General features: G+C 42.4%; 20 protein-coding genes. 11 read left to right on the plus strand and 9 right to left on the minus strand.

Going from position 1 to position 24,860, the window contains the following annotated elements:
• The first annotated feature begins 21 nt into the window (after positions 1-21).
• Entirely contained in the window at positions 22-660 is a 639-nt protein-coding gene (locus tag B5X76_RS10905; protein WP_079643151.1) for a GntR family transcriptional regulator, read from the plus strand.
• 36 nt (positions 661-696) lie between these two features.
• Here the strand turns inward: B5X76_RS10905 and B5X76_RS10910 are convergent, their stop codons facing one another.
• Complete coding sequence (locus B5X76_RS10910; RefSeq protein ID WP_079643152.1) at positions 697-1,497, minus strand: SMP-30/gluconolactonase/LRE family protein; 801 nt, start codon at positions 1,495-1,497, stop codon at positions 697-699.
• Between the two features lie 216 nt (positions 1,498-1,713).
• Between B5X76_RS10910 and B5X76_RS10915 the strand changes: the two genes are divergently transcribed.
• The 7 genes from B5X76_RS10915 (at position 1,714) to B5X76_RS10945 (ending at position 10,197) form a co-directional block, all read left to right on the plus strand.
• The gene (locus B5X76_RS10915) at positions 1,714-3,036 is read left to right on the plus strand and encodes an aspartate aminotransferase family protein (protein ID WP_079643153.1); all 1,323 of its coding nucleotides are present in this window, start codon (positions 1,714-1,716) and stop codon (positions 3,034-3,036) included.
• 84 nt (positions 3,037-3,120) lie between these two features.
• A complete protein-coding gene (dgoD, locus tag B5X76_RS10920) occupies positions 3,121-4,299 on the plus strand; it encodes a galactonate dehydratase (RefSeq protein ID WP_079643154.1) in 1,179 nt (392 codons plus the stop codon).
• Positions 4,300-4,309: 10 nt separating this feature from the next.
• Complete coding sequence (locus B5X76_RS10925) at positions 4,310-5,077, plus strand: SDR family NAD(P)-dependent oxidoreductase (protein WP_079643155.1); 768 nt, start codon at positions 4,310-4,312, stop codon at positions 5,075-5,077.
• Between the two features lie 4 nt (positions 5,078-5,081).
• Complete coding sequence (locus B5X76_RS10930; RefSeq protein ID WP_079643156.1) at positions 5,082-6,461, plus strand: hypothetical protein; 1,380 nt, start codon at positions 5,082-5,084, stop codon at positions 6,459-6,461.
• Complete coding sequence (locus B5X76_RS10935; protein ID WP_079643157.1) at positions 6,451-8,016, plus strand: SLC5 family protein; 1,566 nt, start codon at positions 6,451-6,453, stop codon at positions 8,014-8,016. The genes B5X76_RS10930 and B5X76_RS10935 overlap by 11 nt, the downstream gene beginning before the upstream one ends.
• A gap of 22 nt (positions 8,017-8,038) precedes the next feature.
• Entirely contained in the window at positions 8,039-9,238 is a 1,200-nt protein-coding gene (locus tag B5X76_RS10940) for a M20 metallopeptidase family protein (RefSeq protein WP_079643158.1), read from the plus strand.
• A 2-nt stretch (positions 9,239-9,240) separates the two neighbouring features.
• The gene (locus tag B5X76_RS10945; RefSeq protein WP_079643159.1) at positions 9,241-10,197 is read left to right on the plus strand and encodes a Gfo/Idh/MocA family protein; all 957 of its coding nucleotides are present in this window, start codon (positions 9,241-9,243) and stop codon (positions 10,195-10,197) included.
• Between the two features lie 365 nt (positions 10,198-10,562).
• Here B5X76_RS10945 and B5X76_RS10950 read toward each other — a convergent pair whose 3' ends face one another.
• Positions 10,563-12,704, minus strand: a complete 2,142-nt coding sequence (locus B5X76_RS10950) for an outer membrane beta-barrel protein (protein WP_079643160.1) — start codon at positions 12,702-12,704, stop codon at positions 10,563-10,565.
• A 153-nt stretch (positions 12,705-12,857) separates the two neighbouring features.
• Here B5X76_RS10950 and B5X76_RS10955 point away from each other — a divergent pair, with 153 nt between their 5' ends.
• On the plus strand, positions 12,858-13,865 hold the full coding sequence (locus B5X76_RS10955) for a sensor histidine kinase (RefSeq protein WP_079643161.1): 1,008 nt from the start codon (positions 12,858-12,860) through the stop codon (positions 13,863-13,865).
• Position 13,866: 1 nt separating this feature from the next.
• Entirely contained in the window at positions 13,867-14,586 is a 720-nt protein-coding gene (locus tag B5X76_RS10960; RefSeq protein WP_079643162.1) for a LytR/AlgR family response regulator transcription factor, read from the plus strand.
• Between the two features lie 87 nt (positions 14,587-14,673).
• Here B5X76_RS10960 and B5X76_RS10965 read toward each other — a convergent pair whose 3' ends face one another.
• Positions 14,674-15,099, minus strand: a complete 426-nt coding sequence (locus B5X76_RS10965; RefSeq protein WP_079643163.1) for a nuclear transport factor 2 family protein — start codon at positions 15,097-15,099, stop codon at positions 14,674-14,676.
• Between the two features lie 408 nt (positions 15,100-15,507).
• Between B5X76_RS10965 and B5X76_RS10970 the strand changes: the two genes are divergently transcribed.
• On the plus strand, positions 15,508-17,700 hold the full coding sequence (locus B5X76_RS10970; protein WP_079643164.1) for a S41 family peptidase: 2,193 nt from the start codon (positions 15,508-15,510) through the stop codon (positions 17,698-17,700).
• 97 nt (positions 17,701-17,797) lie between these two features.
• On the opposite strand, the gene B5X76_RS10975 is transcribed toward B5X76_RS10970, so the two are convergent.
• The 6 genes from B5X76_RS10975 to ligA all read right to left on the minus strand — a co-directional run bounded on the left by B5X76_RS10975 (position 17,798) and on the right by ligA (position 24,773).
• Positions 17,798-18,223, minus strand: coding sequence for a nuclear transport factor 2 family protein (locus B5X76_RS10975; protein ID WP_079643165.1), 426 nt, complete (start codon positions 18,221-18,223; stop codon positions 17,798-17,800).
• A gap of 265 nt (positions 18,224-18,488) precedes the next feature.
• A complete protein-coding gene (locus B5X76_RS10980) occupies positions 18,489-19,928 on the minus strand; it encodes an amino acid permease (protein ID WP_079643166.1) in 1,440 nt (479 codons plus the stop codon).
• Between the two features lie 8 nt (positions 19,929-19,936).
• Positions 19,937-21,256, minus strand: coding sequence for a type IX secretion system plug protein (locus B5X76_RS10985; protein ID WP_079643167.1), 1,320 nt, complete (start codon positions 21,254-21,256; stop codon positions 19,937-19,939).
• A 36-nt stretch (positions 21,257-21,292) separates the two neighbouring features.
• Positions 21,293-21,700, minus strand: coding sequence for a hypothetical protein (locus B5X76_RS10990; RefSeq protein ID WP_079643168.1), 408 nt, complete (start codon positions 21,698-21,700; stop codon positions 21,293-21,295).
• Between the two features lie 136 nt (positions 21,701-21,836).
• Positions 21,837-22,715, minus strand: coding sequence for a 4-hydroxy-tetrahydrodipicolinate synthase (gene dapA / locus B5X76_RS10995; RefSeq protein ID WP_079643169.1), 879 nt, complete (start codon positions 22,713-22,715; stop codon positions 21,837-21,839).
• Between the two features lie 36 nt (positions 22,716-22,751).
• Positions 22,752-24,773, minus strand: a complete 2,022-nt coding sequence (ligA, locus tag B5X76_RS11000; protein ID WP_079643170.1) for an NAD-dependent DNA ligase LigA — start codon at positions 24,771-24,773, stop codon at positions 22,752-22,754.
• Between the last annotated feature and the right edge of the window lie 87 nt (positions 24,774-24,860).

Genomic DNA, 24,860 nt, shown 5'->3' on the forward strand with positions numbered 1-24,860 from the left:
TTGCATTAAATTGTATACAATATGAAAGAAGATTCGCTGGCGAACAAAGTATATGTAGAGGTACGTAAGAAAATCTTATCCAGCCAACTGGCAGGAGGGGCACGTCTGGTAGAAAGTGCCTGGGCGGAGAAGATGGCCGTGAGCCGGGTGGCTGTACGTGAGGCTTTTATGCGCCTTGCTGGCGAAAGTCTAGTAGAGTTTGGTGAGAAAGGCGGTTGTTTTGTAAAGAAGATGACTGTCGAAGATGTAAAAGATATTCGCGAGCTTCGGGAGTTGTTGGAGATCGGTGCACTAAAGATCTTATTTGCCAAAAGAAATGAGGAGGTGATCCAAGATTTGGAACTCATCTGCAACGATTTTTCAGAAATGGTGAGTAAGGGCTATTACGGCGGTGCCTGCGAAGCGGATGTTCGTTTTCATGAGCGTATTATGGAGGGAACCTGTAACTCGCGATTGATTAATATCTATAAGAACAGTAATATACCTTTGTTTCATATGAAGCTGGGCGCGATATTGGGACAGATGGAAGACTACTTGGATACGGAACGAGAACATCGTGCAATAGTAGATGCCTTAAGATCTGGCGATTGGGATACGGCTCACTCCACATTGGTAAGTCATCTTGACCGGGGCGAACAAGAAGCCTTAGAGTTGGTATAGTATCTGTAATTGTCTAATAAAAAAGGCTTATTGTAATTACAATAAGCCTTTTTTATTAGACTCAAATTTAAGCAGTTGGCCTTTTTCTGCTTCGGTAATTATTAAACCCTGTACTCCGATAGGGTCTATGGCGCAATTGGTCGGATTGGCATATTGAAGTGGAACCTCATCAATGAGATTCCCTACCGGATCTAATACGGTGATCTTCTGTCCGCCATATAGCGCAATGTATAGGTTGCCTTGATCATCCAAAGCCATTCCATCGGGACCAACCTCTCCGCCTACATAGGCGAACTTTTTAACATCGTTGAGCCTTTTGTTAGACCCGTCCCAGCGGGCTTTCCATATCCACTTGCTTCCTGTTTCTGCTATATATAAGATGTAATAGTCTGATGAAAAGGCTATTCCATTCGGGTAATACATTTTTTGATGTACTTTGTGAACGGTTCCATCTGTAAATAAGGCGCATATATATCCGCCTCCATCATCCAGGCTATCCCCTGGGCAGGTAAAAAGAAGGTTCCCCTCTTGATCGAAACAAAGGTCATTTGGCATCTTTAATGGACTACCTTCAATCGTATCGACTATGGTAATATCCTTTCCGTCAGATGGATGATATTGTCGGATCGCATTTTGTTTGGAATCACAGAACCAAATAATACCCTTCGAATCTATCGCTATCCCATTAGGATGGCCCCCAACGTGTATCCGCTGATATTGTTCGTTTTTATAATAGATCAAGTTTCCAGCTTCTTTTTCAACAAGCCAAATCCCTCCCTGATGATCGAAGGCAGGGCCTTCAGGAAAGTTCAAGTCGCTAATGAGTACTGTTGTCATGTTTTATAAATATACGTGTTCTGCGGTAAAAAGCAGTTTGCTCTACTCGTTTTTATCGTATTACAGTCAATTGATGTTTTTTTTAAAAAACATTTTAAATGTATACATTATTATTGTATTTTAGTATACATTAAATAATCAATGATGGTATGTACTCATTTGCTAAGAAGTGAGTATCCAATTATAAAAACAGTAACAGCAAAATAATAATAAGGCATGCAAGAAAATGAAAAATCTGCCGCTATCTTGCGGGAGAATGCAAAGTGGATACCCGGAGGCGTGGTATCGCTGAATCGAAAATCAGATCCTAACATCTGTTTTGTCAAAGGGAGTGGAAGTAAGGTCGTGGATGCTGACGGTAATACTTATATCGATTATCAAGCGGGTTTTGCTGCATCCTTTTTGGGACATAATGATCCTGATGTAAATGGTGCGGTGTTGCGTACGATCGAACAACAGCAGGTGTTGATGGGCGCGGGACCGACCTTACTGGAAGGGGAGTTCGCCCAACTATTCTGTACTTCGGTACCTAATGCAGAAGCCGTACAAGTCACAACTACGGGTTCAGAAGCGACTTATCATGCGCTGCGTATTGCGCGTGCAGTGACACGGAGAGATCATATTATTGTTATGCAAGGTGGGTACAACGGATGGCATAATGATGTAGCTTGTAACGTAATCAGTCAAATAGAGCACATAGGTCCCTTTACTAGTCCTGGTGAGTATCCTTTTGACTCGTTAAGCGCCGGAGTACCTAAAAGCCACAGTGACCTAGTGCATGTGGTAAATTATAATGATTTAGAGAGCGTGCGTTATGTGGTCGAAAAATTCGAGGTCGCTTGTATCTTGTTAGAACCGATATTGCAGAATGTAGGGATTGTAAAACCTCAGCCCGGCTACTTGGAAGGACTTCGGGAATTGGCAGATGAGAAGGGTTTCTTACTTATCTTTGATGAGGTAAAGACAGGTTTCAGGCATGCGTTGGGTGGTTACCAATCGCTTTGTGGAGTGGTTCCTGATCTCTCTACATTTGGTAAAGCTGTAGCCAATGGTTATCCTTTAGGGGTGATAGCAGGTAAAAAGAAATATATGGACTATTTTGTAGATCCTGATAAAGCCAAAAGGGTTATGATTGCGGGAACTTTTAATGCGTTCCCATTGACCACCGCGGCTGCTATAGCCACACTTAAAAAACTTTCTAGCACAGAATATCAGGTTTATACGCATGTAGAGCGTTTGGGAGCTCTTTTGGAGCAGGGTTATAATGAAATATTTCCTAAATTAGGTGTACCGTTTTATGTTGCACGTCAGGGATCTGCTTTTTGTACTTACTTTATGGATCATGCACCTGTTCATTACCATGATATCTTGGATAACCATGATTTTGATCGGGATATTAAATACCGTAAAAATCTAATCAAAGAGGGGATTTTTAATTTCCCTTCTGCGATAAAACAAGGAAGTATCTCTTTTGCGCATAGTGAAGATGATATTATTAAGACACTGGAAGCAACAGAACGGGTAGTCAAAAGTTTGTAACCCGAAACCAAATAAACCGAGTGTATGGTGCTAATTAAAAGGATCAAGCACATATACTTGCTCGTTAAATAAGAAAATCGTAGTATGAAAATAACCGCAATTGAAACCTACGTGTGCCACGCACGCATGAGAAATTGGATTTTTGTAAAAGTTGTTACCGACCAACCGGGGCTATGGGGCTGGGGAGAGGCGACGTTAGAGTGGCATACCCAAAGTGTGGTCGGTGCAATTAAAGATATATCTCAATTATTGGTTGGCGAGGATCCTCGTCGTATTGAGCATCTGTGGCAGATGATGTACAGACAACACTTTTGGCACGGCAACGGGATCGTTCGAGGGACGGCAATCAGTGGAATTGATATCGCGCTGTGGGATATCTTGGGAAAAATTCATAATGTACCTTGTCACGAACTTTGGGGAGGACGTGTACGGGATTATATACGTCTTTATTGTCACTTGGGTGGAGGACGTATGGAAGATTTTTATGAAACAGCGCCTGATGATGCAAAGCGCTTCGGCGATCTTGCATTAAAAGCGGTGGACGAGGGTTTTACAGCTTTTAAATCCATGGCGGTACCAGAGACTATGCCTCTTGAAGGATTGCGCCCGGTTAAATATGCTGAAGCTTGTGTACGCGCTATGCGCGATGCCGTAGGAGATGATATTGATATTATGGTAGACTGCCATGCGAGGCCTAGTCCTCGTATGGGAATGTTGTTTGCCAAAGCCCTGGAACCTTATGGTTTGTATTTTTTTGAAGAACCTTGTTGGCCAGAAAGTATGGAGGATATTGCGTTGATACAACGCGCTGTACAAACCCCTATTGCTTCGGGTGAAAGATTGGTAGGACTACATGCTTTCCGGGATATGTTGGAAAAAAGAGCTGTAAGTGTGATTCAACCTGATATTACCCACTGCGGTGGATTGTCGGAAGCACGTAAGATCGCCGCTTTGGCGGATGCCTATCGGGTTTCGATGGCGCCTCATAATCCCCAAGGACCGGTAAGTACTGCTGCCTCTATAGAATTAGGTTTTGCCACTCCTTCTTATATTATCTGTGAAAGCGTACATAAAGATGTCGAGTGGAGACAGGACGTGGTAACTGAAGGGTTTTCGGTACAGGAAAAGGGAAGAATTGTATTGCCGAATAATCGGCCTGGATTGGGTATTGAAATCAACGAAGAAGAGGTTAAAAAGCATCCTTTCCAACAGGAGATACTGCAACGGACATTTTATAAAGATGGTAGTATAGGGGACTGGTAAAAGAAAAGCAATGGGCGAATTTGATAATAAAGTAGTATTAATCAGTGGAGGTTTGGGGGATATTGGTCAAGCAATAGCCCAAGCTTTTCTGGATAAAGGCGCAATTGTAGCGTTGTCAGACCGATTTTCTCCCGAAGTCGCAAGCGAAAAGCTTCCGATGCTAAAGGATCAGAATGTCGCCTTACATTATGCCGAGGTCGATGTGTCTCAGGCGGAGCAGGTCTCGGATTGGATTGCGGCTGTAAGGGAACAATTGGGACCGATTGCTATTGGTATTGCCAATGCTGCGAAGGTAACTTTGAAGAACTACAGGGAGCTTTCGGATGCGGAATGGCGAAGCGAAATGAATGTAAATCTAGACGGCGCTTTTTATGTGGCAAATGGCTGTGCAAAGCTTTTTGTAGCGGATTCCATGGCCGGGAATATCTTGTTTTTGGGAAGTTGGGCAGCACATGCGGTACATGTGAATCTACCTGCATATAGTGTCTCCAAGGCAGCCATCCGTATGTTGTGCCAAAGCATGGCGTTGGAATATGCAGCAAGTGGTATCCGGGTCAATGAGATCGCTCCGGGTTATGTGAATGCGGGACTGAGTAAAGTGGTGTGGGCCCAAAATCCCGATTTGCAGAATGAGGCTGCATCGGTGGTCCCGTTAGGTAAGATTCTCGAAGTGGATGAGATAGCGCAACAGGTGCTTTGGATGTGTTCGGAACAATGTAAACACTTGACCGGAGCTTCTATAGTATTGGACGGTGGACTCTCATTAATAAGGCCTTGATGCTATGGAATTAAAGAATTCTTTACAGGATGTAAATAGTAATTTCGCTGCCCGGTTTGGTATTTCGGTACGGGATATTACGCCACCAATTGGTATTTATTCTCGCAACTGGGGCGCTTCTTCTTTTGATCAGGCGGTAGCGGTACATCAACCGCTATTGATACATTGTTTATGTATTGTTGGCAAAAATAGTCGTACAGTCCTTTTGACTGCAGATCTAGGCTGGTGGAAAAATGCCTCCGATGAACGCAAAATCAGGGATGAGTTGTTACAGCATTTTCAGCTGCAGGAAAGTGAATTGGTATTTGCGCTGTCTCATACACATGCCGGGCCTAGTATTTGTTCGACGGATGTAAACCAACCTGGAGGTGAGTTGATACCGGCTTATTTGGAGTTTATTAAAGAGCAAGCTATTGCCTGTATAGAGGAAGGATTCGGTCAATTGTTTGAAGGGCAGATGAGTTGGAGTTATGGTGTTTGCGACCTGGCGTGTAACCGGGACTTGCAGGTTGGAACTAGTTATTTGATCGGCTTTAATCCACTTGGTGATCCTGATAATACGCTTTTAGTGGGACAGGTACTAGATTCGGAACAGCGTCTGCAGGCGGTAATCTGTAACTATGCCTGCCACCCAACGAGCTTTGCGCATGAGAATAATCTTATTTCGCCCGATTATGTGGGCGAAATGCGAAACATAGTGGAGAAGGAAACGGGAGTCCCTTGCTTATTTTTACAAGGAGCTTCGGGAGATTTGGCTCCTAAGAAACAGTATGTGAAGGATCCTGCTTATGTAGAGGCCAACGGTAGACAACTCGGCTACGCTGTCTTGTCGACATTGACACAGATGGATCCACCGGATAGCAATTGGTTTTTTGACCGACCGCTGCTCTCTGGAGCGTCTTTGGCTTGTTGGAAAATAAATGAGGTGGTATTGAACAGGGATTTAAGACCACGAATGATTCAAATTGAGGTTCCTTACAAAAAGTTACCCAGCCTTGATTCGATATTTGAAGAGTACGAAAACTGTACAGATAGAGTTTTGAAAGATCGCTTGTGGCGCAAATATAATACCCGTAAATCGATCGGAGATCAACAACAGGCCGTGATATCAATATGGTTATGGAAATTGGGAAATGCGATTGTAGTAGCCCAGGCAAATGAAGCATACTCATTGTTTCAGAAGTCGGTGCGGGCGGAATTCCCAAACCATTGTATTGCTTTTGTAAATATCGCTAACGGCTATGTCGGTTATCTCGCACCAATGGACTTGTACGATAAGGATATTTACGCGGTATGGCAAAGTCCATATGCAAGCGGGAGCCTGGAAGTATTAATAGAAAAAACGAAGATTGGAATCACAAAACTCTTATTAGATGAAGCTTGATTGGATTGATATAGTCATTTTCGCTGTATACATAGTTGGTATCGTTGCATTGGGGCTATATGCCTCTAAAAAGGGACCGTCTTCTAAAAGGGATTATTTTCTCGCGGGCGATAAATTGCCCTGGTGGATGATCGGAGGGAGCATCATCGCTGCAAATATCAGTAGTCATCATTTAGTAGGTGCAATGGGCGCGGCTTACGACCGTGGATTTGTAGCGATTACTTTGGAATGGGGTGCTATTTTGATAGGCTTCAACGCCTTGCTTTGGATATTTTTGCCGTTTTATATACGTAATGGCTTTTATACGGTTCCAGAGTATCTCGAAAAACGTTATGGTGGAGGCACAAGGGTGTTGTATGCGATACTTATATTGTTTACCTACGTATTTGTCGAAATAGGAGCTGTGCTGTACCTCGGAGGGCTTTCGCTGCACGCTTTATTTGGCATTCCTATCTTATACAGTATTTTCGGAATGGCTATCCTGACTGGAGTATATACGGTATTGGGCGGGCTGAAAGCGGTTATCTGGACAGAAATGGTTCAGCTGGTGATTCTGGTGCTAGGGGGAGTTGTATTAACTTTTGCAACAATTAATGCGGCAGGTGGATTCGAGGCAGTCACTGCCTCTGCAAAGGATTGGAAGATGTTTTACCCGGCGAGCGACCCTGATTTTCCATGGACAATGTACCTTGGTGGATTGTTGTGTATATCGGTGTTTTATTGCGCAACTAACCAATTTATCGTACAACGTGTTCTAGCGGCTAAAAACGAATGGCACGGAAAGATGGGCGTTATTTTTGGTGATTATTTAAAATTTTTAGTGCCTTTAATCATAACAATTCCTGCTTTGGTGGCGCCAAAGTTTTTGCCAAAACTCGATCAGCCTGATTTAATTTTTGCTACTTTGGTAGAGACCCTTTTGCCTAAAGGGCTGATTGGACTTGTGATGGCAGGGTTGATCTCGGCTATAATGTCACATATCTCGGGTGCAATTAATTCATGTACTACTATTTTGACCGTGGATGTCTATAGTCAATACATCAATAAAAATGCGACAGACGAGCAGGCGGTTCGGTTTGGGAAGCGATCGGGCGTAGCCATTATTGTGCTGGGGATTTTGAGTGCCGTAATGTTGATCAGCTATTCCGACAAGCCGGTGTTTCTATACCTGATGAATCTCTATGGATTGTTCACCCCGGGTATCGCTACGATGTTTTTGATGGGAGTTTTTTGGAAGAGAACGACTTCACAGGGCGCCTTAGCGGCAGGTTTATTAACGATTCCTCTTTCGCTGGCTATGGAATATGCATTGCCTGACATGCCCTTTTTTAATCGAACGGGTATTGTATTCTGGAGTTGTATGATTGTGTGTGTTGTGGTAAGCTTAGCGACGCCTGCCGTCTCTGCTGACAAACTACATAATCTAGTGATGACCAAGGATATGTATAAGATTAATGCGAACGATCGGGCGATGTACCGCGGTATCCGCAATCCCACGATTTGGTGGTTACTAATTACGATAATGGTACTTTATTTTTATGTAAGATATTTTTAGTAAATTATTGTTTACAAAGGGCATGAATCAATTGATAAGTCTGATAGATCGAAAATTAAAAGAGGTTGTTTTGTCTGCGATTGATGATCGTAGACATTTACATCGGCATCCAGAACTTTCTTTTCAAGAGTTTGAAACAAGTGCTTATATAAAGAAGCGGTTGGAGCAAATGGATATTCCTTTTCGGGAGGTTGCGGGCACGGGTGTTGTCGGGGTTTTAGAAGGTAAAAAAGGTGCTTCCGATAATGTCGTCGTCTTAAGAGCCGATATTGACGCCCTACCGATACTGGAGAAAAATGAGCTTGATTATCGATCCACGAATACGGGTGTGATGCACGCTTGTGGCCATGATTTTCATACGGCGAACCTCTTGGGGGTGGCGGCTTTACTTAAGGAGCTTAGATCCGAGTTTGCCGGAAAGGTGCTTTTACTATTTCAACCGGCAGAGGAGAAAATTCCGGGTGGAGCGATTCAGGTTTTGGATTCGGGTATTTTAGATTCATTTGCCAACAATATAAAAGGGGTTCTGGGACTGCATGTGAGCCCAAGACTGCAACTAGGTAAAGTGGGAGTCTGTAGTGGACGGTTTATGGCATCTAGTGACGAATTCTATATCCGGATATCGGGACGGGGCGGACATGCTGCTGAACCTCATCTCGCTGTAGATCCAATCATGATCGCTGTGCAGCTGTTGAGTACGCTGCAACAGATTGTAAGTAGAAAAGCTGACCCAAACATGCCTTCTGTCTTGACATTTGGTCGTTTTGAAGGTAGAGGGGCTGCAAATGTAATACCAAGTGAGGTGTATCTAGAGGGAACATTTAGGACGCTGGATGAGAAATGGAGAGCGGAAGCTGTAAAACAGATAGAAGCTGTAATTCATGCCTTACCTACTGCCTTAGGTGCAACGGTGGATCTCGAAATCAGACGAGGATACCCTACGTTGTTTAATAATCCACAGCTAGCTGGTAGAGCCAAGGAATTGTGGAGAGATATCTGGGGGAGCGATAGTGTTGAAGATTCGGCCGTGTGGATGGCAGCGGAGGACTTCGCCTATTACTCACATCAATACCCTTCTCTTTTTGTACTGGTAGGGACTGATGCTGGTTCAGCGGATACCCGCTACGGTCTGCATAACGATCGGTTTAATTTGGACGAGCGCGCATTCTTCACTTCTATACCTGCTATAATTAGTTTCACTATTGATTTGTTAAATAGATAGATATGGATAGGAAAACTTTTTTACTTTCCCTATCTGCGGTGGGAGTCGGCCTGAGCTTGAATGCTGCACACATGAAGCCGGGGAAACGCAAGAAACTAACCAAGATTGGAATAATAGGTCTCGATTCGACACATGCAATGGCCTTTACAAAAGCGATCAATGCGGCTAGCCAACAGAATGGTTTTGCGGTTGTCGCGGCGTATCCTTTTGGAAGTAGAACAGTCGAGCTGAGTAAGGAGAGGATACCTAAGTTTACGGAGGAGATGAAAGGCATAGGGGTAAGTATCGTGCAAAGTATAACTGAATTACTGGAGCGGGTAGATGTGGTCCTTTTGGAAACTAATGATGGTAATCTTCATGTACAACAGGCTCTTGAAGTGATTCGAACAGGGAAGCCTTTATTTATAGATAAACCTATAGCGAATTCTTATCAAGGGGCACTACGGATTTTTGAGGAAGCGAAGAGGTATAATTGTCCTGTTTTTTCAAGTAGTTCGTTGCGTTATATTGATGGTTTAGAAGCACTGGACAAGAGGCAGATAGTAGGCGTAGATGTTTATAGCCCTGCTCATAAAGAAGCATCTCACAAGGATTTGTATTGGTATGGAATACATGGTGTGGAAATGTTGGTTGCTTTAATGGGGCCGAACTGTGTGTCGGTGCAGACAACAGAAGTGGAAGGGACCTCAATCTATACCGGAGTCTGGGCAGATGGTCGATGTGGGGTGTTGAGGGGGATTCGGGAAGGGAAAGAAGATTTTGGAGGAACTGTCTATTTGAAAGATGAGATCGTGCGTTTAGGAAATTTTAAAGGGTACCAACCTTTATTGGAGAAAATACTCTCTTTCTTTGAAACGGGAATAAGTCCCGTCCCACAGGAGGAAACGTTGGCTATCTGTGCTTTTATAGATGCCGCTGAGAAAAGTAAAAATAAGGGTGGCAAAGTGATTCGCTTATAGGCTCAAAAAGAAATATTGACTATTAGAACTTGAGATGTTCATTTGTTGAAACAAGACGATTTGATTTTTCGGTGAATGTGGAGAATTGAAATAATTAACGTTAAGCATTTTGAAAAAAAATAGCGATCGATACAATAATATAGAATACGCAGCGTTATTATATCAAAGAGCAGCAAAAAGCAGATAGCTCCTCAAATAGGAGATATCATTAAGATAAATGCTTGATTATAATATCCGCAAAGAAAAATAGTCGAGAGACTACATTCGAAAAAAGAAACACAGACACGGAAAAAAAGGGTATTCGTAAAAAAGTTAGAAGGGGTTCGGATTTTTCTGAACCCCTTTGCCTTATTAAAGAAAATCAATTATGGTTGTGTCTTTTGATCGTCGTTAAGGATTTTCTTCGTCCTACTTGGAGATAGATCGGGGTTATGACGACCAAAATGCCAAGATACCGATGCTCCAAATGACCGGAATGGCAATGCAAAATTATTCTGCTGCAAAAACAGGGGCGAACTGGAATAGCTACGCAGGTTTTTGATAGGCCTAAAAGGATCTACAACGGATAGGCCTACGGTGAGGGATTCTTTGCGCATTTTCTTCTTAATACCTAAATTCCAGAAGTTAAATGCCGCATAAGAGCCGTGAAAGGTCCGCTGTGGCGAATCAAAGAAGATACCACTTTCCAAAACATAGCTTTTACCAAGGTTAAGATCCATCCCGCCAAATAGTTTGTAATTGAGAAAGGTTTTATGGGCTTGTTCGGTCTGATCGGCAAATATAGAATAGGGGGATATCCGATAGGTAAATAGGTCTACATTGGCCCGGATTGACAACCGTTTAAAAAACGTATGCGAACTATACAAATTGAACCCGACCTGGCTGGCACGACCTACATTTTCAAAAGATTGTAAGGTGATGGGTCCTCCATTTTCCATGTTATGCTGCAGTACGGGCTCGATGATATCATTGAGCCTTTTGTAATATAAACTGGTGTTGACTACAGTATTGTACACATTAGCGCTAAAGCTACCCTCTAAATCAATGTGATGACTGGTTTCGGCACGCAGTGCCGGATTGCCCTGTTGCTGGTTTATCTTATCAGCCGTATTTCGAAAGGGATTAAGAAAATAGAGGCTGGGGCGTTGTATACGCTGTCCGTACTTCAGCTTGTAAGTGTGGCCCCGCTCATTGGAAAGTGCCAAAGCGAGATAAGGAAATAGATGTTGGTACGACGTGGATCGGAGAACTGTTCGTTCGTATCTAATGCCTGGGCTTGCCTGTAGCCTTGTGCTAAGGCGAAAATTGGCAGTGGCGTATGCCGCTTGTACAGTTTGACGGTAATTAAAGGTAAAGCTGCGGTCTTTGCTATCGGTATAGTGCCCATCGCTGAATAGGCTGTCAATATCGACCGTAGAGTGTAGGTATCTATCGACTATTTTGCCCCCGATGTTTAGGGTCGTTTGCTTGAGTTTGGTCTGGTAGTCAACCTGCAGGGTAAACTCTTGGTTATCGCCCAGATTGTATCCCAGCTCGGCTGTATGTAGCATCATATCATATGTGGAATTGTAATTGGTTTCGCTTTGACCCCTCAGGTACTGAAAAGCGATGTCAAGCTCCCCTAAATTGGATGGCAGACGCTTCAGATAATCTAAACCTATGTCGAAATTGCGAGTAGACTGCTTATTGGTCGTGTAGGCTAGATAAGGGATAGCTGAGTTATATTCGTTAACAATACGATTGTCCGTATGGATATCGAGTTGGTTTAGATTGATCGTCGAAAGCAAAGACGCAGTCGAATCAATCTCATAGTTGATACTGGTATTGGATTGGATACCCCGTCGCCGGTTTTTGCTTTGATTTACCTGAGAATAAATGAACTGTTTATCTTGTCCCCATAGCTGGGAGCTGATAACAGTGTTGATAGGCCAGCTCCAGGTTGTACCAGCTCCGGAAGAGAGATTCCACCTACCGGTACGTGCGGTTAGGTTGACGTTTGATTGGCTCTGCCTACTACTTACGGTTGTGGATAGGGAACCTGTGAAGCCACTGATCTTTGGCTGTTTTGTGATAATATTGATAATACCACCACTACCTTCGGCATCGTACTTGGCAGAGGGAGAAGTCATGATCTCTATGGTCTTTATCTGATCGGAGGATAGCATACGTAGGGCAACATCAATACTATTGTTGGCAGCACTCCATGGTTTTCCATTGATCAAGATCTTTACATTGCGGTCGCCACGCAGCGACACCTGACCATCATCATGTAGAGCAACCCTAGGCAATCTCCTAAAAATATCCTCGGCCGTGTTTCCACGTAGATTTTTGTCGCGATCTACATGGTATAGGAGCTTATCTGATGTGTTTTCTATAGACGAAATTGGCTTATGTACGGTTACGGTGTCGATCTTTCGCAGCTCTTGCTGCGCATATATATCGACCAGCGAAATGGGGATGCAGATAACAGCAAAGAGGGAGTTTAATAACAGAGGGGATATTTTCATGATTTGTTTTTCTATCAATTATAGCGACTAATGGCTATCCGCTGTTGGAGAATTACGCGAATGCCAAGGAATATTACGTGAATCGGAAATTGTAGGCTGGAGGGTACCGTCTTTTTCCATTATCTTGCATCTGATTTACAAGTCATCCTATTTATGCATCAAAAAGTATATAAAGCTATATGGATTATCTGGTTGCTATCTACCGCATATCTGCTGGTCGGGGCAATTACCTTCGGCCGGGCATCTGCCGTAGGCGTGGTTCTGATTGCACAGTCGCAACTCGTTTTATTGGTTAATATTCTGATCAGTACCCGGTATATCTTTCCGAAATTCTGGAAGAGGGGTAAATGGCTGTGGTTGCTGGCAAGCATTGTCATATTGAACTTGGCCTGCGTGATGCTACGCTATGCGATAGAGGAGATCCTGCTGGTGCAGTGGCTTGATTTTCCAAAGACGGAAAACCTCAATCTGTTATTTTACACCTACGAAAACTTTTACTACACGCTACCAGGTTTCTTTATTGCACTCATTATATTTCTGACGGTACGAAGTTTTGAAATTGAAACGCGCAACACAGAGCTTCAGTCTAAGATACAGGAAGCGGAGCTCCATATGCTCAGATCACAGGTCAACCCTCACTTCCTCTATAATATCCTTAACTACATCTATGCGGAAGCGCTACCTATATCGGATAAAATAGCTCATACGGTCTTAAAGTTGGCCGCTACCATGCGCTATACCCTAGCGCAGACCGAGAACAGGCTTATGCTTCTTCAAGATGAAGTCCAGTTCTTGCAAGAGTATATCGACCTGCAGGCCGTGCAGAGCGAAAATGGCTTTTACTGTGTTTTTAAAAAAGAAGGGGGATTGGATACCATCTACTTTCCGACATGTATGCTTTTACCTTTCGTGGAGAACGCCTTCAAACATGGTGTAGCCAATGATGCTTCTACACCTATAACCATCGATCTCAGGGTAAGCCCAAAGGCCCTGCGCATGAAGGTGGAAAATAAAATCAACAGCGTGCTAAAAGACGATAGCAGTGGTATAGGGCTCCATAATGTGAGACGTAGATTAGCGATACTTTTCCCAGATAGACATACGTTGCAGGTAAAGGAAGAGGGGGATTGGTATTATACGGAATTAGAAATTTCTTTTTAATATGGATAAGGTTCGTAAAATATCCTGTGTTATACTGGATGACCAACTATTCGCAACAAAAATATTGAGTGCCTATATCGAAAAGATGCCTCAGCTCGAGCTTCTATTATCGACCACCGATGTGGGTCTTGCACTCTCGACCGTAGAAAACAATGAAGTAGACCTTGTCTTTCTGGATATACAGATGCCAAAAATGAATGGTTTGGATTTTCTCAAACATTGTAAAAATAGGGCACGATTTATCTTTACAACAGCATATTCAGATTATGCGATCGATGGATATGAAAACGATGTGGTTGATTTCTTATTGAAACCTATTGCATTTGAACGGTTTCAAAGAGCCATAGATAAATATAAAGCATTGGTAAAGTCTCCACATGTTGCAACGGGACAGACAAGTAGTACAATCGTGGTTAAGGGGGATGCCAAGCAAAAGTATCATCAGCTGGACGTTGCTGATATCGCGTTTGTAAAAGGGTTAAATAATTATATCGCCATCCATAGGGTATCGGAGGCACCCATCATCACATACAGGAACCTGAAGGATATGGTTAATGAATTGCCTGAAAATGATTTCTGTCAGGTGCACCGTTCGTATATCGTGTCACTGGCACATATACGGTCCATAGAAAAGGACAGTATACAGATAGGCGAGGAGACGATTCCCATCAGCGCATCATACAAAACACATTTCTTTGTCAAATGGCAGTCCAGGCGCTAAGACAGTGCTCTTTATGTTTTTTAGAAATAAAAAGCCCCGATCGCTCGGGGCCTAAACATATAATTTACAGTAAAAAATCATTAAACACTAAGGGTACGTGGTTACTACTTTGTTTACTTTCCAGCCATCTGAGGTCTGGAGGAGGGTAATATAGTCTACGCGGGTGAATTTCTCAAATTTCATCGTCGCCTTGGCCATACAGGTAGGCCCTGTCTGATCCAGTATTTCGTAGCTAGTCTTACAGTTGTACTTTAATCCCTGATTGCCTTTTAAAAACTTTAAATAGGTCGCCCGGTTGTGTACTTGTTCGTTGGAGGCGATGCGGTATTCAAAGTCTGAAGTAAATAGGTATTTGTTGAATTCGGTGTTACCCAATGTAATAGCTTCGACATAGGTAAGGGCAATTTTCATGGCATTCATGTCTTTCAATGGGTTAAGGGCCTCTTTGGCCGAAGCATTAAAAGAAAATGCGAGGGTGAATAATGTTGCGATAGTTGCGATAATCCTTTTCATGGTTGTTTTTTTTAGTAGTTTTTTTATCTATATGACGCTCATTCTATTCCTGAGGTTGCGCCTGCTAGTTGTTTTTATTTGCGTTCTATTGCATCGACTACTCATCCATCAACTCTACCCCCTGATGCTTGCTATTGTAGCAATTGTTGGTTCAAAAGTAGGCTAGAATATACAGGTACGAAATAAGCTTTCGACCAAAGGGTTTTATTTTTCGGTGAAATTGGAGATTGGCTAGGTGAAAAAAGTACGGGGTGTCCCGAAGCAAGTTCGGCACTCGAGTGATGAGGATAAAGGTGGTGATAATAGAGATATAGGATGTTAAATACTCTTAAGAATGCTATAGGAATTTGTTGAATGCAACATTAATTACGAATTTCAATAAAATTTATAAACCGACTCGATTTACATATGTGTAAAGCAAATATTTTTAAGGTTCTGGCGTATTCACTACTGCAGCTTTTACTTCTAGGTGTCCCTACCTTTGCGCAGAATAGAGACAAAGAATTGGATCGCCTCGTTGCCTTTGCTCGATTGGCGGGGGATATCCAATACTTCTCGCCAACAGATATGGTGGATAGCATGATCTTGCATTCTGGATGGGAAAACATTATATGGAACGGTGTGCGTATGTCAAGGATCACCACAAACGAGAAGGATTTTGTCGATTCGTTAGTACAGTATTTTAGGCCCATTGACCCGTCTCTACAACTGACTTATGCCGGTAATAAGAGGATTGGGGCTCCGCCGCGGGAAGAGAAAGAGCTGACTGTGGCTAGGCAACATATCGGATTACAACTTTACTCTGGAAGTACGGGCTCCTTTAAGAGTATTCGAACAAACCGTCGTTCTTTGATTTCGGATAGTGATTTGAATTATTTTGACTTTGTTCGTATTAAAGTGCCTCAAGCAGAGGCAGGAAAACCCTTTGAAATAAAGCTCACTTACAGATCCGAGCAGGATAGACTGATCAAAAAATACTTGGCGAATAAATTTGTTAGCGATATTTCGTTAAAAGCTAGTGATTCGACCTACATATATCGAGATACCATTGCTAAAGATTCGGGTTTTCTTGTGGTAAAAATTGGTTTTCCAGGTCATATAGACCCATTTAGCCTTTCCCACGATGGATCTATCAATATAGATGGAAAGAAATATCCAATCAAGGATCTTACGGTAGCGGAAGTTCCAAATTCCATCAAAGCTCTGGAATGGCGAATTATTGAAAATGACGAGAAGTTATTTGAAGAGGCAAATGTAATTGGTGATACACTACGACTACAACTCACCGATCGCATCTCTGCTGAATTTCCACTGGCCGTGTACGCTACTAAAGAACATACATATCCATTGACGACTGTGTCGACCAAAGCCTATCCCTACAACAAGGGCCTCCCGCCGAGGGTATATTTTAATGCAGACGCTCAGAAAGACTTAAATCTAAGGCTAGCCAATATTATTTTGATCTGGAACGTATTTAGGATATCATTTGTCTACAATCCATTTGATGAAGAGTCGGAGACAGCGTTCTTGCGGCGTACGCTGAATGAAGTGCTGAATGGAAAGGATGTCGATGACTATGACCTTACCTTGCGAAAAATGTTGCACGCGTACAAGGATGCGCATATTTTCTACCATAATCAATTGCAGGATGGTAAGTATGAATTCTCCGCACCGATCACACTGATCTATCTCAAGGATGGGTTCTATATAAAGAGGCTTCATGACGACTCCTTAAAGAGCAAACTGAAGGTTGGGGACAAACTGACCGCTATTGATGGAGAACCAGTCGAGGAGAGGTGGAAGAAGCAACAGTATTTCGGAACGGGATCGGAAGCAAATATAATTAACAGGGCTGGCGTCTTTGGATTGTTATATGGAGCGTCGGACTCGAATGTGGAACTTAGCTTCCGCGACGTCGATACAAAGGCAGACAAGAAAATAACAACAGTTCGCAGTTTTAAGCACCCCAAAAAACACATGTACACTTCTTTTTTAGAACGTAGCGACAATAGAATGTTGAATGATAGTACCTACTATTTCAACCTGTCGGATAGTAACCTAACGGATACTTTACTCAAATTTATTGACGACCCTACGAAGCATATCATCTTTGAGATAAGAGGTTATCTAACTTTAGATAGCGAACAAAAAGAATTGCTGAGCAAGTTAATTACGGATACCGTGGTACAGCACAATATGTTGGGATATCATATCTTATCGCCCTCCAACAAAAAGTTTGTATCTCGTCCGCAATCTGTAGTTCCAGATAACAAGAACCCCAAAGCAAAGTTCTATTTCCTTATGGCTGAATCTACACAAAGTGCTCCTGAAACCTTCTTGGACGTGATCAAATACTGGAAAATTGGAACATTGATTGGAAAGCATACAGCAGGGGCGAATGGTAATATTAACTATCAATATCTCCCAGGAGGAATTATGGTTACTTTTTCGGGAATAAAAGTCGTAAACTCGGATGGTACTAAACATCATCTCGACGGTATTACACCCGATTATGAGGTAGATTATACCCTAGACGATGTGATTCAAAAAAGAGATCCATTTATAGAAAAAGCTTTAGAAATTATCTCAAAATCGAACTAGAACTCTTGATACATAAAAAAGGCCTGCACTCCTGCAGGCCTAGGTTGAAACAAAACTCTTCCTGAATGAAATCCTCAGTTTGAGGATTCCTGAATGCTTATGGATATGTAGTTACTACTTTACTGACTTTCCATCCGTCTTGGGTCTGTATCATCGTGATATAGTCTATACGTGTGAATTTCTCAAATTTCATCGTTGCTTTACCTACAGCAGTAGTACCTGCTTGATCCATGATCTCGTAGGTCGTCTTGCAGTTGTACACCAAACCTTTGTTGGCTTTTAGAAAGGCAAGGTATTCCGATCTGTTGGATGTCTGATTATTCACTGAATTGGAGTATTCAAAATCCGAAGTGTAGAGGTATTTATTGTATAGCGTATTGCCTGTAGATATTGTCTGAAGGTACGTCAGTGCAATAGCTTTACTATCTAACTTCTTAAGTGGATTAGCGTTTTCTGCTGCCGATGCATTCAATCCGAATGCCAATGTGAAAACAGTTGCGATGGTTGCGATAATCTTGTTCATGGTTGTAATTTCTTTAATTGTTATATTTTTTTAATTGTTGTTAGCTGTAATGTTGATTCAAAAGTAGCGCAGAATAGGCAGGTAGGAAATGGACTTTCGACCAAAGAGTTTTATTTTTCGGTGAAATTGGAGATTGGCTAGGTGAAAAAAGCGAGGAGGTTAATCAAATATGAAGGACACAAAAAAGGCCTGTATTTCTGCAGACCTTTTTTAAATCAAACGCACATTGTTTGCGATTTTTTAAACTTTCTAAAATTTCGTTTACTTATTGAGGCAATTTCTCTGTTCTTTGCTTACGGGCATTGACAATCAGGTAACTGACATACAAGAGGATCAACCATATCGGGATCAATTCGACGGAGATCTTCAAACCTGTAAACCACATCATCACCAAAACTCCTAATAAGAACAAAAGGCATATCACATTACTAAAAGGGTAGAATAAACTTGGGAACAATGTCTTTTTCCCTTCTTTTATCTTCTGCTTTTTGAAATAGATATGGGTCCAGCTAATCATAATCCAATTAATGATCAGAGAGGACACGACTAGGGACATCAATATCTCCAATGCTTTTTCGGGTATAAGCTTGTTGACAACGATACAGATTGCCACCAAGGCTGCGGATACTAATATGGCTGCAGTAGGAGCGTGGTTCTTATTTACCCTGTTCAGAAACTTAGGAGCGTTACCTTGCTCGGCTAAACCATAAAGCATTCTGGAATTACTATACACCGAACTATTATACACCGACAAGGCCGCTGTAAGTACAATTAGATTAAGTACATTGGCTATGATAGTGGTAAAGTAATAGGTCTTGCCAGACAGCGTAAACTGGTAGGAGTTAAGGGAGTTGAAGACTTCCACAAAAGGACTTGTGTCCGCATTAATACTGCGCCAAGGCATTAATGAAAATAGAATAAACAAGGCACCTACATAGAAAATAAGGATACGGATCAAAACCTGATTGGTCGCTCTAGGGATATTTTTTTCTGGATTCTCGGCCTCAGCGGCCGTGATCCCAACAAGTTCGAGTCCACCAAATGAAAACATGATCATCACTAATGCTGCCAGGAGTCCATGATAACTGCCATCCTCGGCCATACCCAACCACCCTTTAGGGAAGAAGCCGCCATCGTTATAAAGGTTTGCCACAGTCGCCGTCTCGCCTCCTGATCCAGAGATAAGTAGGTATGTTCCAAAGATAATCATAGCAATAATAGCCACGACTTTGATGATTGAAAACCAGAACTCCGTCTCTCCATATACCTTTACCGATGCCAAGTTGATGGCATTGACCACAATAAAAAAGAAGAGACTGGATGCCCATAATGGAACTTCGGGCCACCAAAACTGTACGTATACGCCGATAGCTGTCAGCTCGGCCATACTGACGAGAATGTAAAGTACCCAATAATTCCAGCCGGATGCATAACCTGCAAACCCGCCCCAGTATTTGTTGGCAAAGAAGGAAAAGCTTCCAGAGACAGGTTCGTCTACCACCATTTCTCCCAGCTGCCGCATAATGAAAAATGCAATAATGCCGGCAATAGCATATCCTAATAGTACCGAGGGGCCTGCTAATACGGCAGCTTTTCCGATGCCCAGAAATAAACCAGTACCTATAGCACCGCCTAAGGCGATAAGCTGGATGTGTCTATTGGTAAGTCCCCGTTTTAATTTTTGATCTTTATTATTATCGTTCACGATCTTGGTTAGTTTTTGTTTTCTTTATTATTAATAGAAGCCGACCCTACACCTAACAACTCATCCCAGTAGGTTCCTGTGCGACGGTAGTAGACCAGAATCTGGTAATCATTTCCGGTCTGAAAATGGCTACCCGAAAAAGCATCCGTAACGGTATTGCCATCGGGCGTGACTAGAACATACTCATAGTCATAAAGTCCCTGTTTTAACTTTAGTGTTACTTCCCATTTTTGATTTTTAACATTGTATTTTAACTGGTTATTCGGGCTGTGTTGATAGTTGTTGAATCCACCCACTACATAAATAGAACCTCCTACATTTTCCTTTGTCTGTAGGGAAAATGTAACGTCTGCATAATCGCCGCTGATGTCCTCCTGACCGTAATCCAGATTGCGTATATAGAATTTACCGTTCTCATCGTAAGTAGTCGCGTAGGTCTCGCCATTATTGTCCTTGTCCGTAAACAACAATACGTCGACGAGACTGTCTATTTGGATATCTTGAATCTGAGCCGAGCCTCCTTTGAAGGAGCGTAAATCGGCATATCGAAACTCGTTATTGCCGAGAAAATCAAGGGTTTCGCTATTGTTATATTTGATTTCGCTGGTTCCTATAAACATTGGGGTCCTAAGAACCATTGCATTGTCGGGACGTTGGTTCTGCATGACATGTATCTGTATATCTCTGTGGGGATTGGAAATAGTCAGCCCTGTTTTGATGGTTACATTTAACTTTTGATTGGTGAGGCGTTTGTTCGCAAAACTAGAGGCCAGCACCTGGCTTTCGATTGCGACGAGTGGTTTTACTACGTAAAATCTACGCGTCAGAATGAGTCTTTGCTTGTCGGCATCTTCATACACTTTGAGTAGAAAATTGCCCGCTACCTTGGGCCTTACGTATTCATTTGGAAATACCGTCTTGTAATGGGTGTAGGGCTGTAGGGTACCTTGAGACTGTTGAGTCTCCACAATTCGGTCTTCGTTGTACCCTTCGGCATAGTCTAGGGAAGATAGACGGCTCGGTGTCCAATCGGCATTGCAATGCTCAATACTGTAATAATAACTCCGCACGTCGGCTCGCAGATCATCAAATGACAGCTTTAAAAGTTCGGCATCTCCTAGGGTATATATGGGGAGCTGACTCTCCTTGCCAATAGGATAGAGTTGCACCGACTTTATGTCGTTAATATAGTTGACATCTTTATACAGCAATTCCTGTTTTGGAGACTGCTCGACATACACGCGTTTTTTTTTCTTCTTCTGGGCTTGAGTCACCAACGCCATCGGCAAAAGAAGGAAAAGGACAAAAAATGGTTTGACTTTAAACATAAGAAGAGTTGACGCTCATAGCGGGTCTATACACTGTTATTTCATTTGTACGATACGATCTACAATATACTTGGTATTGCCCCGCCAAGGTATAACCCCGTGGTATTCTTTATAATGTAGATCGAAAAACTTGCCGCTATTGGCCTCTAATTGATTGAATATAGAATCGTTCTCGACAGAGAAAACAAACTCGTTGCTGGTCAATGCACCAGCTCTTCCACTTCCGAAACCCTCTTGAATCAACTTGCCTTCGTAGGTCTTGAAGAGGTTTCCTTTTTTTACAGCATAGTTGAGATAGCCTGACTTGACACCTTCGCCAAATACGAAATAGTATTTAAAATAGACAACACCACTACCTATTAATACTATTACTAGAAGTGTCCATCCTAAAAAGCTCTTTAACTTAGATCCTCTTTTTTTAGGGGTAAGATTTGTATCCGTCATATCTATTAAACCATTACTTGATAGATTAAAGATACTAGAATGTTTATAATAATGAAAAAAACGATGTTAAAAAAAACTGTATCCTATGTTTACTTACCGCCAACATAGGATACAGTTTTTTTATAAATATTGACAATTAAGACAACACTTTCATCTCGGCATCTATCGCTGACTTAGTCTTGTCACTGACAGGAACCAATGGAAGACGTAGTGCGTCCTGACCAATTTGGATACGATTTAGAATGTACTTGACCCCAGCTGGATTACCTTCAACAAAGCATAAATCGGTAATACGAAGCAATTTACTATGCACACTTCTAGCTTCGGCATACCTACCTTCACTACACAGTTTCGTTAGTGTGGACACCAAACGAGGGTAGGCATTTCCAACTACAGATATGACGCCAACAGCCCCCATAGCCATCATAGGAAGCGTCACTGGATCATCGCCTGATATCAGTACGAATCCCTCTGGCTTGTCTCTTAATATTTCTGAAAACTGAGCAAAGTTGCCCGACGCCTCTTTGATAGCGACGATATTGGAAAAGTCATTCGCCAGTCGGAGAGTGGTCTCGGCAGTCATATTGCTTCCGGTACGTCCAGGCACATTGTACAGAATTACCGGTAGTTTAGAAGCTTCTGCTATAGCTTTATAATGTTGATAAATCCCTTCTTGAGTTGGCTTGTTGTAGTACGGAGATACAGAGAGTATTGCACAATATCCCGTATTATCAAATTCTTCAATCTGATGTACGGTTTCCATCGTATTATTGCCACCTATGCCTGCGACCAAAGGTACTCGGCCATTTACTTTTTCGGCTGTAAATTTCCAGATCTTCTTTCGTTCCTCAGAGTTTAATGTCGCCGTCTCTCCAGTGGTGCCTAGTGACACTAAGTAATTCATTCCTTCATTGATCTGTAGCTCTATTAATTGTGCTAAAGCTTCAAAATCAATTGTTCCATCTGCATTAAATGGGGTAACCAATGCTACACCCGCGCCCTGAATCTCATTCATTTTTGTTGATACTTATTTTAATTATGTTATAAGTTATTATTGATTAATCATTTGTAATAGTTGTTCGTCCGAGATAATCGGGACTTTTAGTTTTTCCGCCTTCACTAATTTAGAAGGTCCCATTTTATCTCCTGCCACCAGATAGTTTAATTTGGAAGAGATACTGCTTAACATCTTTCCGCCGTGTGACTCGATCAATGCGGTGAGATCTTCTCTACTATGAGTTGCAAAGACACCCGATATCAAGAAGGTTTTTCCTTCGAGACTATTTCCAGCCAGTTCGACTACTTTTTCGGTTACCTCAAAATTTAACCCTGCTGCTTCTAGTTTGTTCAGTTCGGATAAATGTTCCGGTTGCTGTAGATAATGGTAGACACTTTCGGCTATCCGTATTCCGATATCCTGTACAGCCGCAATCTCATCTATGGAAGCCTGTTTAAGATGAAGAAGACTCTTGAAATGAAAAGCCAATTTTTTGGCAACAGTCTCTCCAACGTGACGGATACCTAGAGCAAACAGGACCTTTTCAAACGGTTTGTTTTTGGACTGTTCGATGCCGGCAATCATATTGTCGATTGACTTTTGACCGAAGCGTTCTATATTCACCAAAAGATCTTGCTTGTCCTTGAGGGTATAAATATCGGAAATATGGCTCAAGAAGCCTTGCTTATAAAACGACACGATAGTCTCATCGCCCAGCCCTTGGATATCCATCATCTTGCGACCTATAAAGTGTTGCAGCTTGCCGATGATCTGCGGCTCGCAATGGTCTTCATTCGGGCAATAATGTACAGCTTCACCTTCTTGTCGAACCAATCCGGCTCCGCATTCAGGACAACTATCCGGATATTGGATAGGAGTGGCACCCGGCATTCTTTTCTCCAGATTGACACCCACTATCTTGGGGATTATTTCGCCCCCTTTCTCTACATATACCGTATCGTTCTGGTGTAGATCCAATCGTTCTATTTCATTCGCATTATGCAGCGATGCTCGCCTTACTGTAGTACCAGCTAATAGAACAGGGGCTAAGTTGGCTACTGGAGTAACAGCTCCGGTTCTTCCGACTTGATAACTCACAGTATTTAGCCTGGTCTCGGCACGTTCGGCCTTAAACTTATAAGAAGTAGCCCAACGCGGAGACTTGGCGGTAAAGCCGAGTTCTTCTTGGTAGGCATAATCATTTACCTTGATGACAATACCATCTATATCAAAAGTGAGCTGATGGCGTGCCGTGTCCCAATAGTGTACAAAATCTAAAACATCTTGAATTGTAGCACACAGTTTACTGTGATCAGAAACGGGGAATCCCCAGCTTTGTACAGCATTCAGGCTATCCCAGTGGGATTGAAATACTCTATTCCGATTATCCATGTATAGAAAGTACAGGAAGCAGTCCAAAGGTCGTTTGGCAACTTCGGAAGAGTCTTGTAATTTTATAGTACCTGATGCGAAATTCCGCGGATTGGCATAGGTGGATTCACCGTTTTCTTCTCGTTCGTTGTTTAATCTCAAAAAGGCAGATTTGTGCATAAAAATCTCCCCCCTGATTTCAAATAGATCGGGATATGCTGCCTTGGAGCGTAACTGATGCGGGATACTTCGGATGGTCCGTACATTATTGGTCACATCGTCGCCCTGCACACCGTCTCCACGGGTCACGGCTTGAACCAATTTACCTTTTTCATAGGTCAAAGAGATAGATAGTCCATCAAACTTGAGTTCACAGACGTACTGCACGGCATGACCGATTGACTTTTGGACGCGCTCGTCAAATTCAATAAGCTCTTGCTCACTGTATGTATTACTAAGGGAGAGCATCGGCCAGCGATGCTGTACGGTATTGAATTTGGAGGTGATATCGCCCCCAACCTTTAACGTAGGGGAGTTGGCATCTCTATATTCGGGATAGGCAGATTCTAAAGCCTCCAGCTCTTTAAGCTTTTGATCAAAGTCATAATCTGAGATTACGGAATTTGCCAATACATAATACTGGTAATTGTATGTATTAAGTTCTGCTGTTAATTGTTCTATTTTCGATTGGATATCCTGCGACATATGCAACGAAATTAAGAAATTTTGATGCCCTAATATAATTTTAGGGCATTATTTTAATCGTCTTTTTCCATAAAAAAGACGGCAGCT

The sequence above is a fragment of the Sphingobacterium nematocida genome (assembly GCF_900168125.1).
GTDB lineage: Bacteria > Bacteroidota > Bacteroidia > Sphingobacteriales > Sphingobacteriaceae > Sphingobacterium > Sphingobacterium nematocida.

Excerpts from the sequence above, each read along its gene's own strand:
- B5X76_RS10905 (WP_079643151.1), top strand. The coding sequence starts at position 22 with ATGAAAGAAGATTCGCTGGCGAACAAAGTATATGTAGAGGTACGTAAG.
- B5X76_RS10910 (WP_079643152.1), bottom strand. The coding sequence starts at position 1,497 with ATGACAACAGTACTCATTAGCGACTTGAACTTTCCTGAAGGCCCTGCC.
- B5X76_RS10915 (WP_079643153.1), top strand. The coding sequence starts at position 1,714 with ATGCAAGAAAATGAAAAATCTGCCGCTATCTTGCGGGAGAATGCAAAG.
- dgoD (WP_079643154.1), top strand. The coding sequence starts at position 3,121 with ATGAAAATAACCGCAATTGAAACCTACGTGTGCCACGCACGCATGAGA.
- B5X76_RS10925 (WP_079643155.1), top strand. The coding sequence starts at position 4,310 with ATGGGCGAATTTGATAATAAAGTAGTATTAATCAGTGGAGGTTTGGGG.
- B5X76_RS10930 (WP_079643156.1), top strand. The coding sequence starts at position 5,082 with ATGGAATTAAAGAATTCTTTACAGGATGTAAATAGTAATTTCGCTGCC.
- B5X76_RS10935 (WP_079643157.1), top strand. The coding sequence starts at position 6,451 with ATGAAGCTTGATTGGATTGATATAGTCATTTTCGCTGTATACATAGTT.
- B5X76_RS10940 (WP_079643158.1), top strand. The coding sequence starts at position 8,039 with ATGAATCAATTGATAAGTCTGATAGATCGAAAATTAAAAGAGGTTGTT.
- B5X76_RS10945 (WP_079643159.1), top strand. The coding sequence starts at position 9,241 with ATGGATAGGAAAACTTTTTTACTTTCCCTATCTGCGGTGGGAGTCGGC.
- B5X76_RS10950 (WP_079643160.1), bottom strand. The coding sequence starts at position 12,704 with ATGAAAATATCCCCTCTGTTATTAAACTCCCTCTTTGCTGTTATCTGC.
- B5X76_RS10955 (WP_079643161.1), top strand. The coding sequence starts at position 12,858 with ATGCATCAAAAAGTATATAAAGCTATATGGATTATCTGGTTGCTATCT.
- B5X76_RS10960 (WP_079643162.1), top strand. The coding sequence starts at position 13,867 with ATGGATAAGGTTCGTAAAATATCCTGTGTTATACTGGATGACCAACTA.
- B5X76_RS10965 (WP_079643163.1), bottom strand. The coding sequence starts at position 15,099 with ATGAAAAGGATTATCGCAACTATCGCAACATTATTCACCCTCGCATTT.
- B5X76_RS10970 (WP_079643164.1), top strand. The coding sequence starts at position 15,508 with ATGTGTAAAGCAAATATTTTTAAGGTTCTGGCGTATTCACTACTGCAG.
- B5X76_RS10975 (WP_079643165.1), bottom strand. The coding sequence starts at position 18,223 with ATGAACAAGATTATCGCAACCATCGCAACTGTTTTCACATTGGCATTC.
- B5X76_RS10985 (WP_079643167.1), bottom strand. The coding sequence starts at position 21,256 with ATGTTTAAAGTCAAACCATTTTTTGTCCTTTTCCTTCTTTTGCCGATG.
- B5X76_RS10990 (WP_079643168.1), bottom strand. The coding sequence starts at position 21,700 with ATGACGGATACAAATCTTACCCCTAAAAAAAGAGGATCTAAGTTAAAG.
- dapA (WP_079643169.1), bottom strand. The coding sequence starts at position 22,715 with ATGAATGAGATTCAGGGCGCGGGTGTAGCATTGGTTACCCCATTTAAT.
- ligA (WP_079643170.1), bottom strand. The coding sequence starts at position 24,773 with ATGTCGCAGGATATCCAATCGAAAATAGAACAATTAACAGCAGAACTT.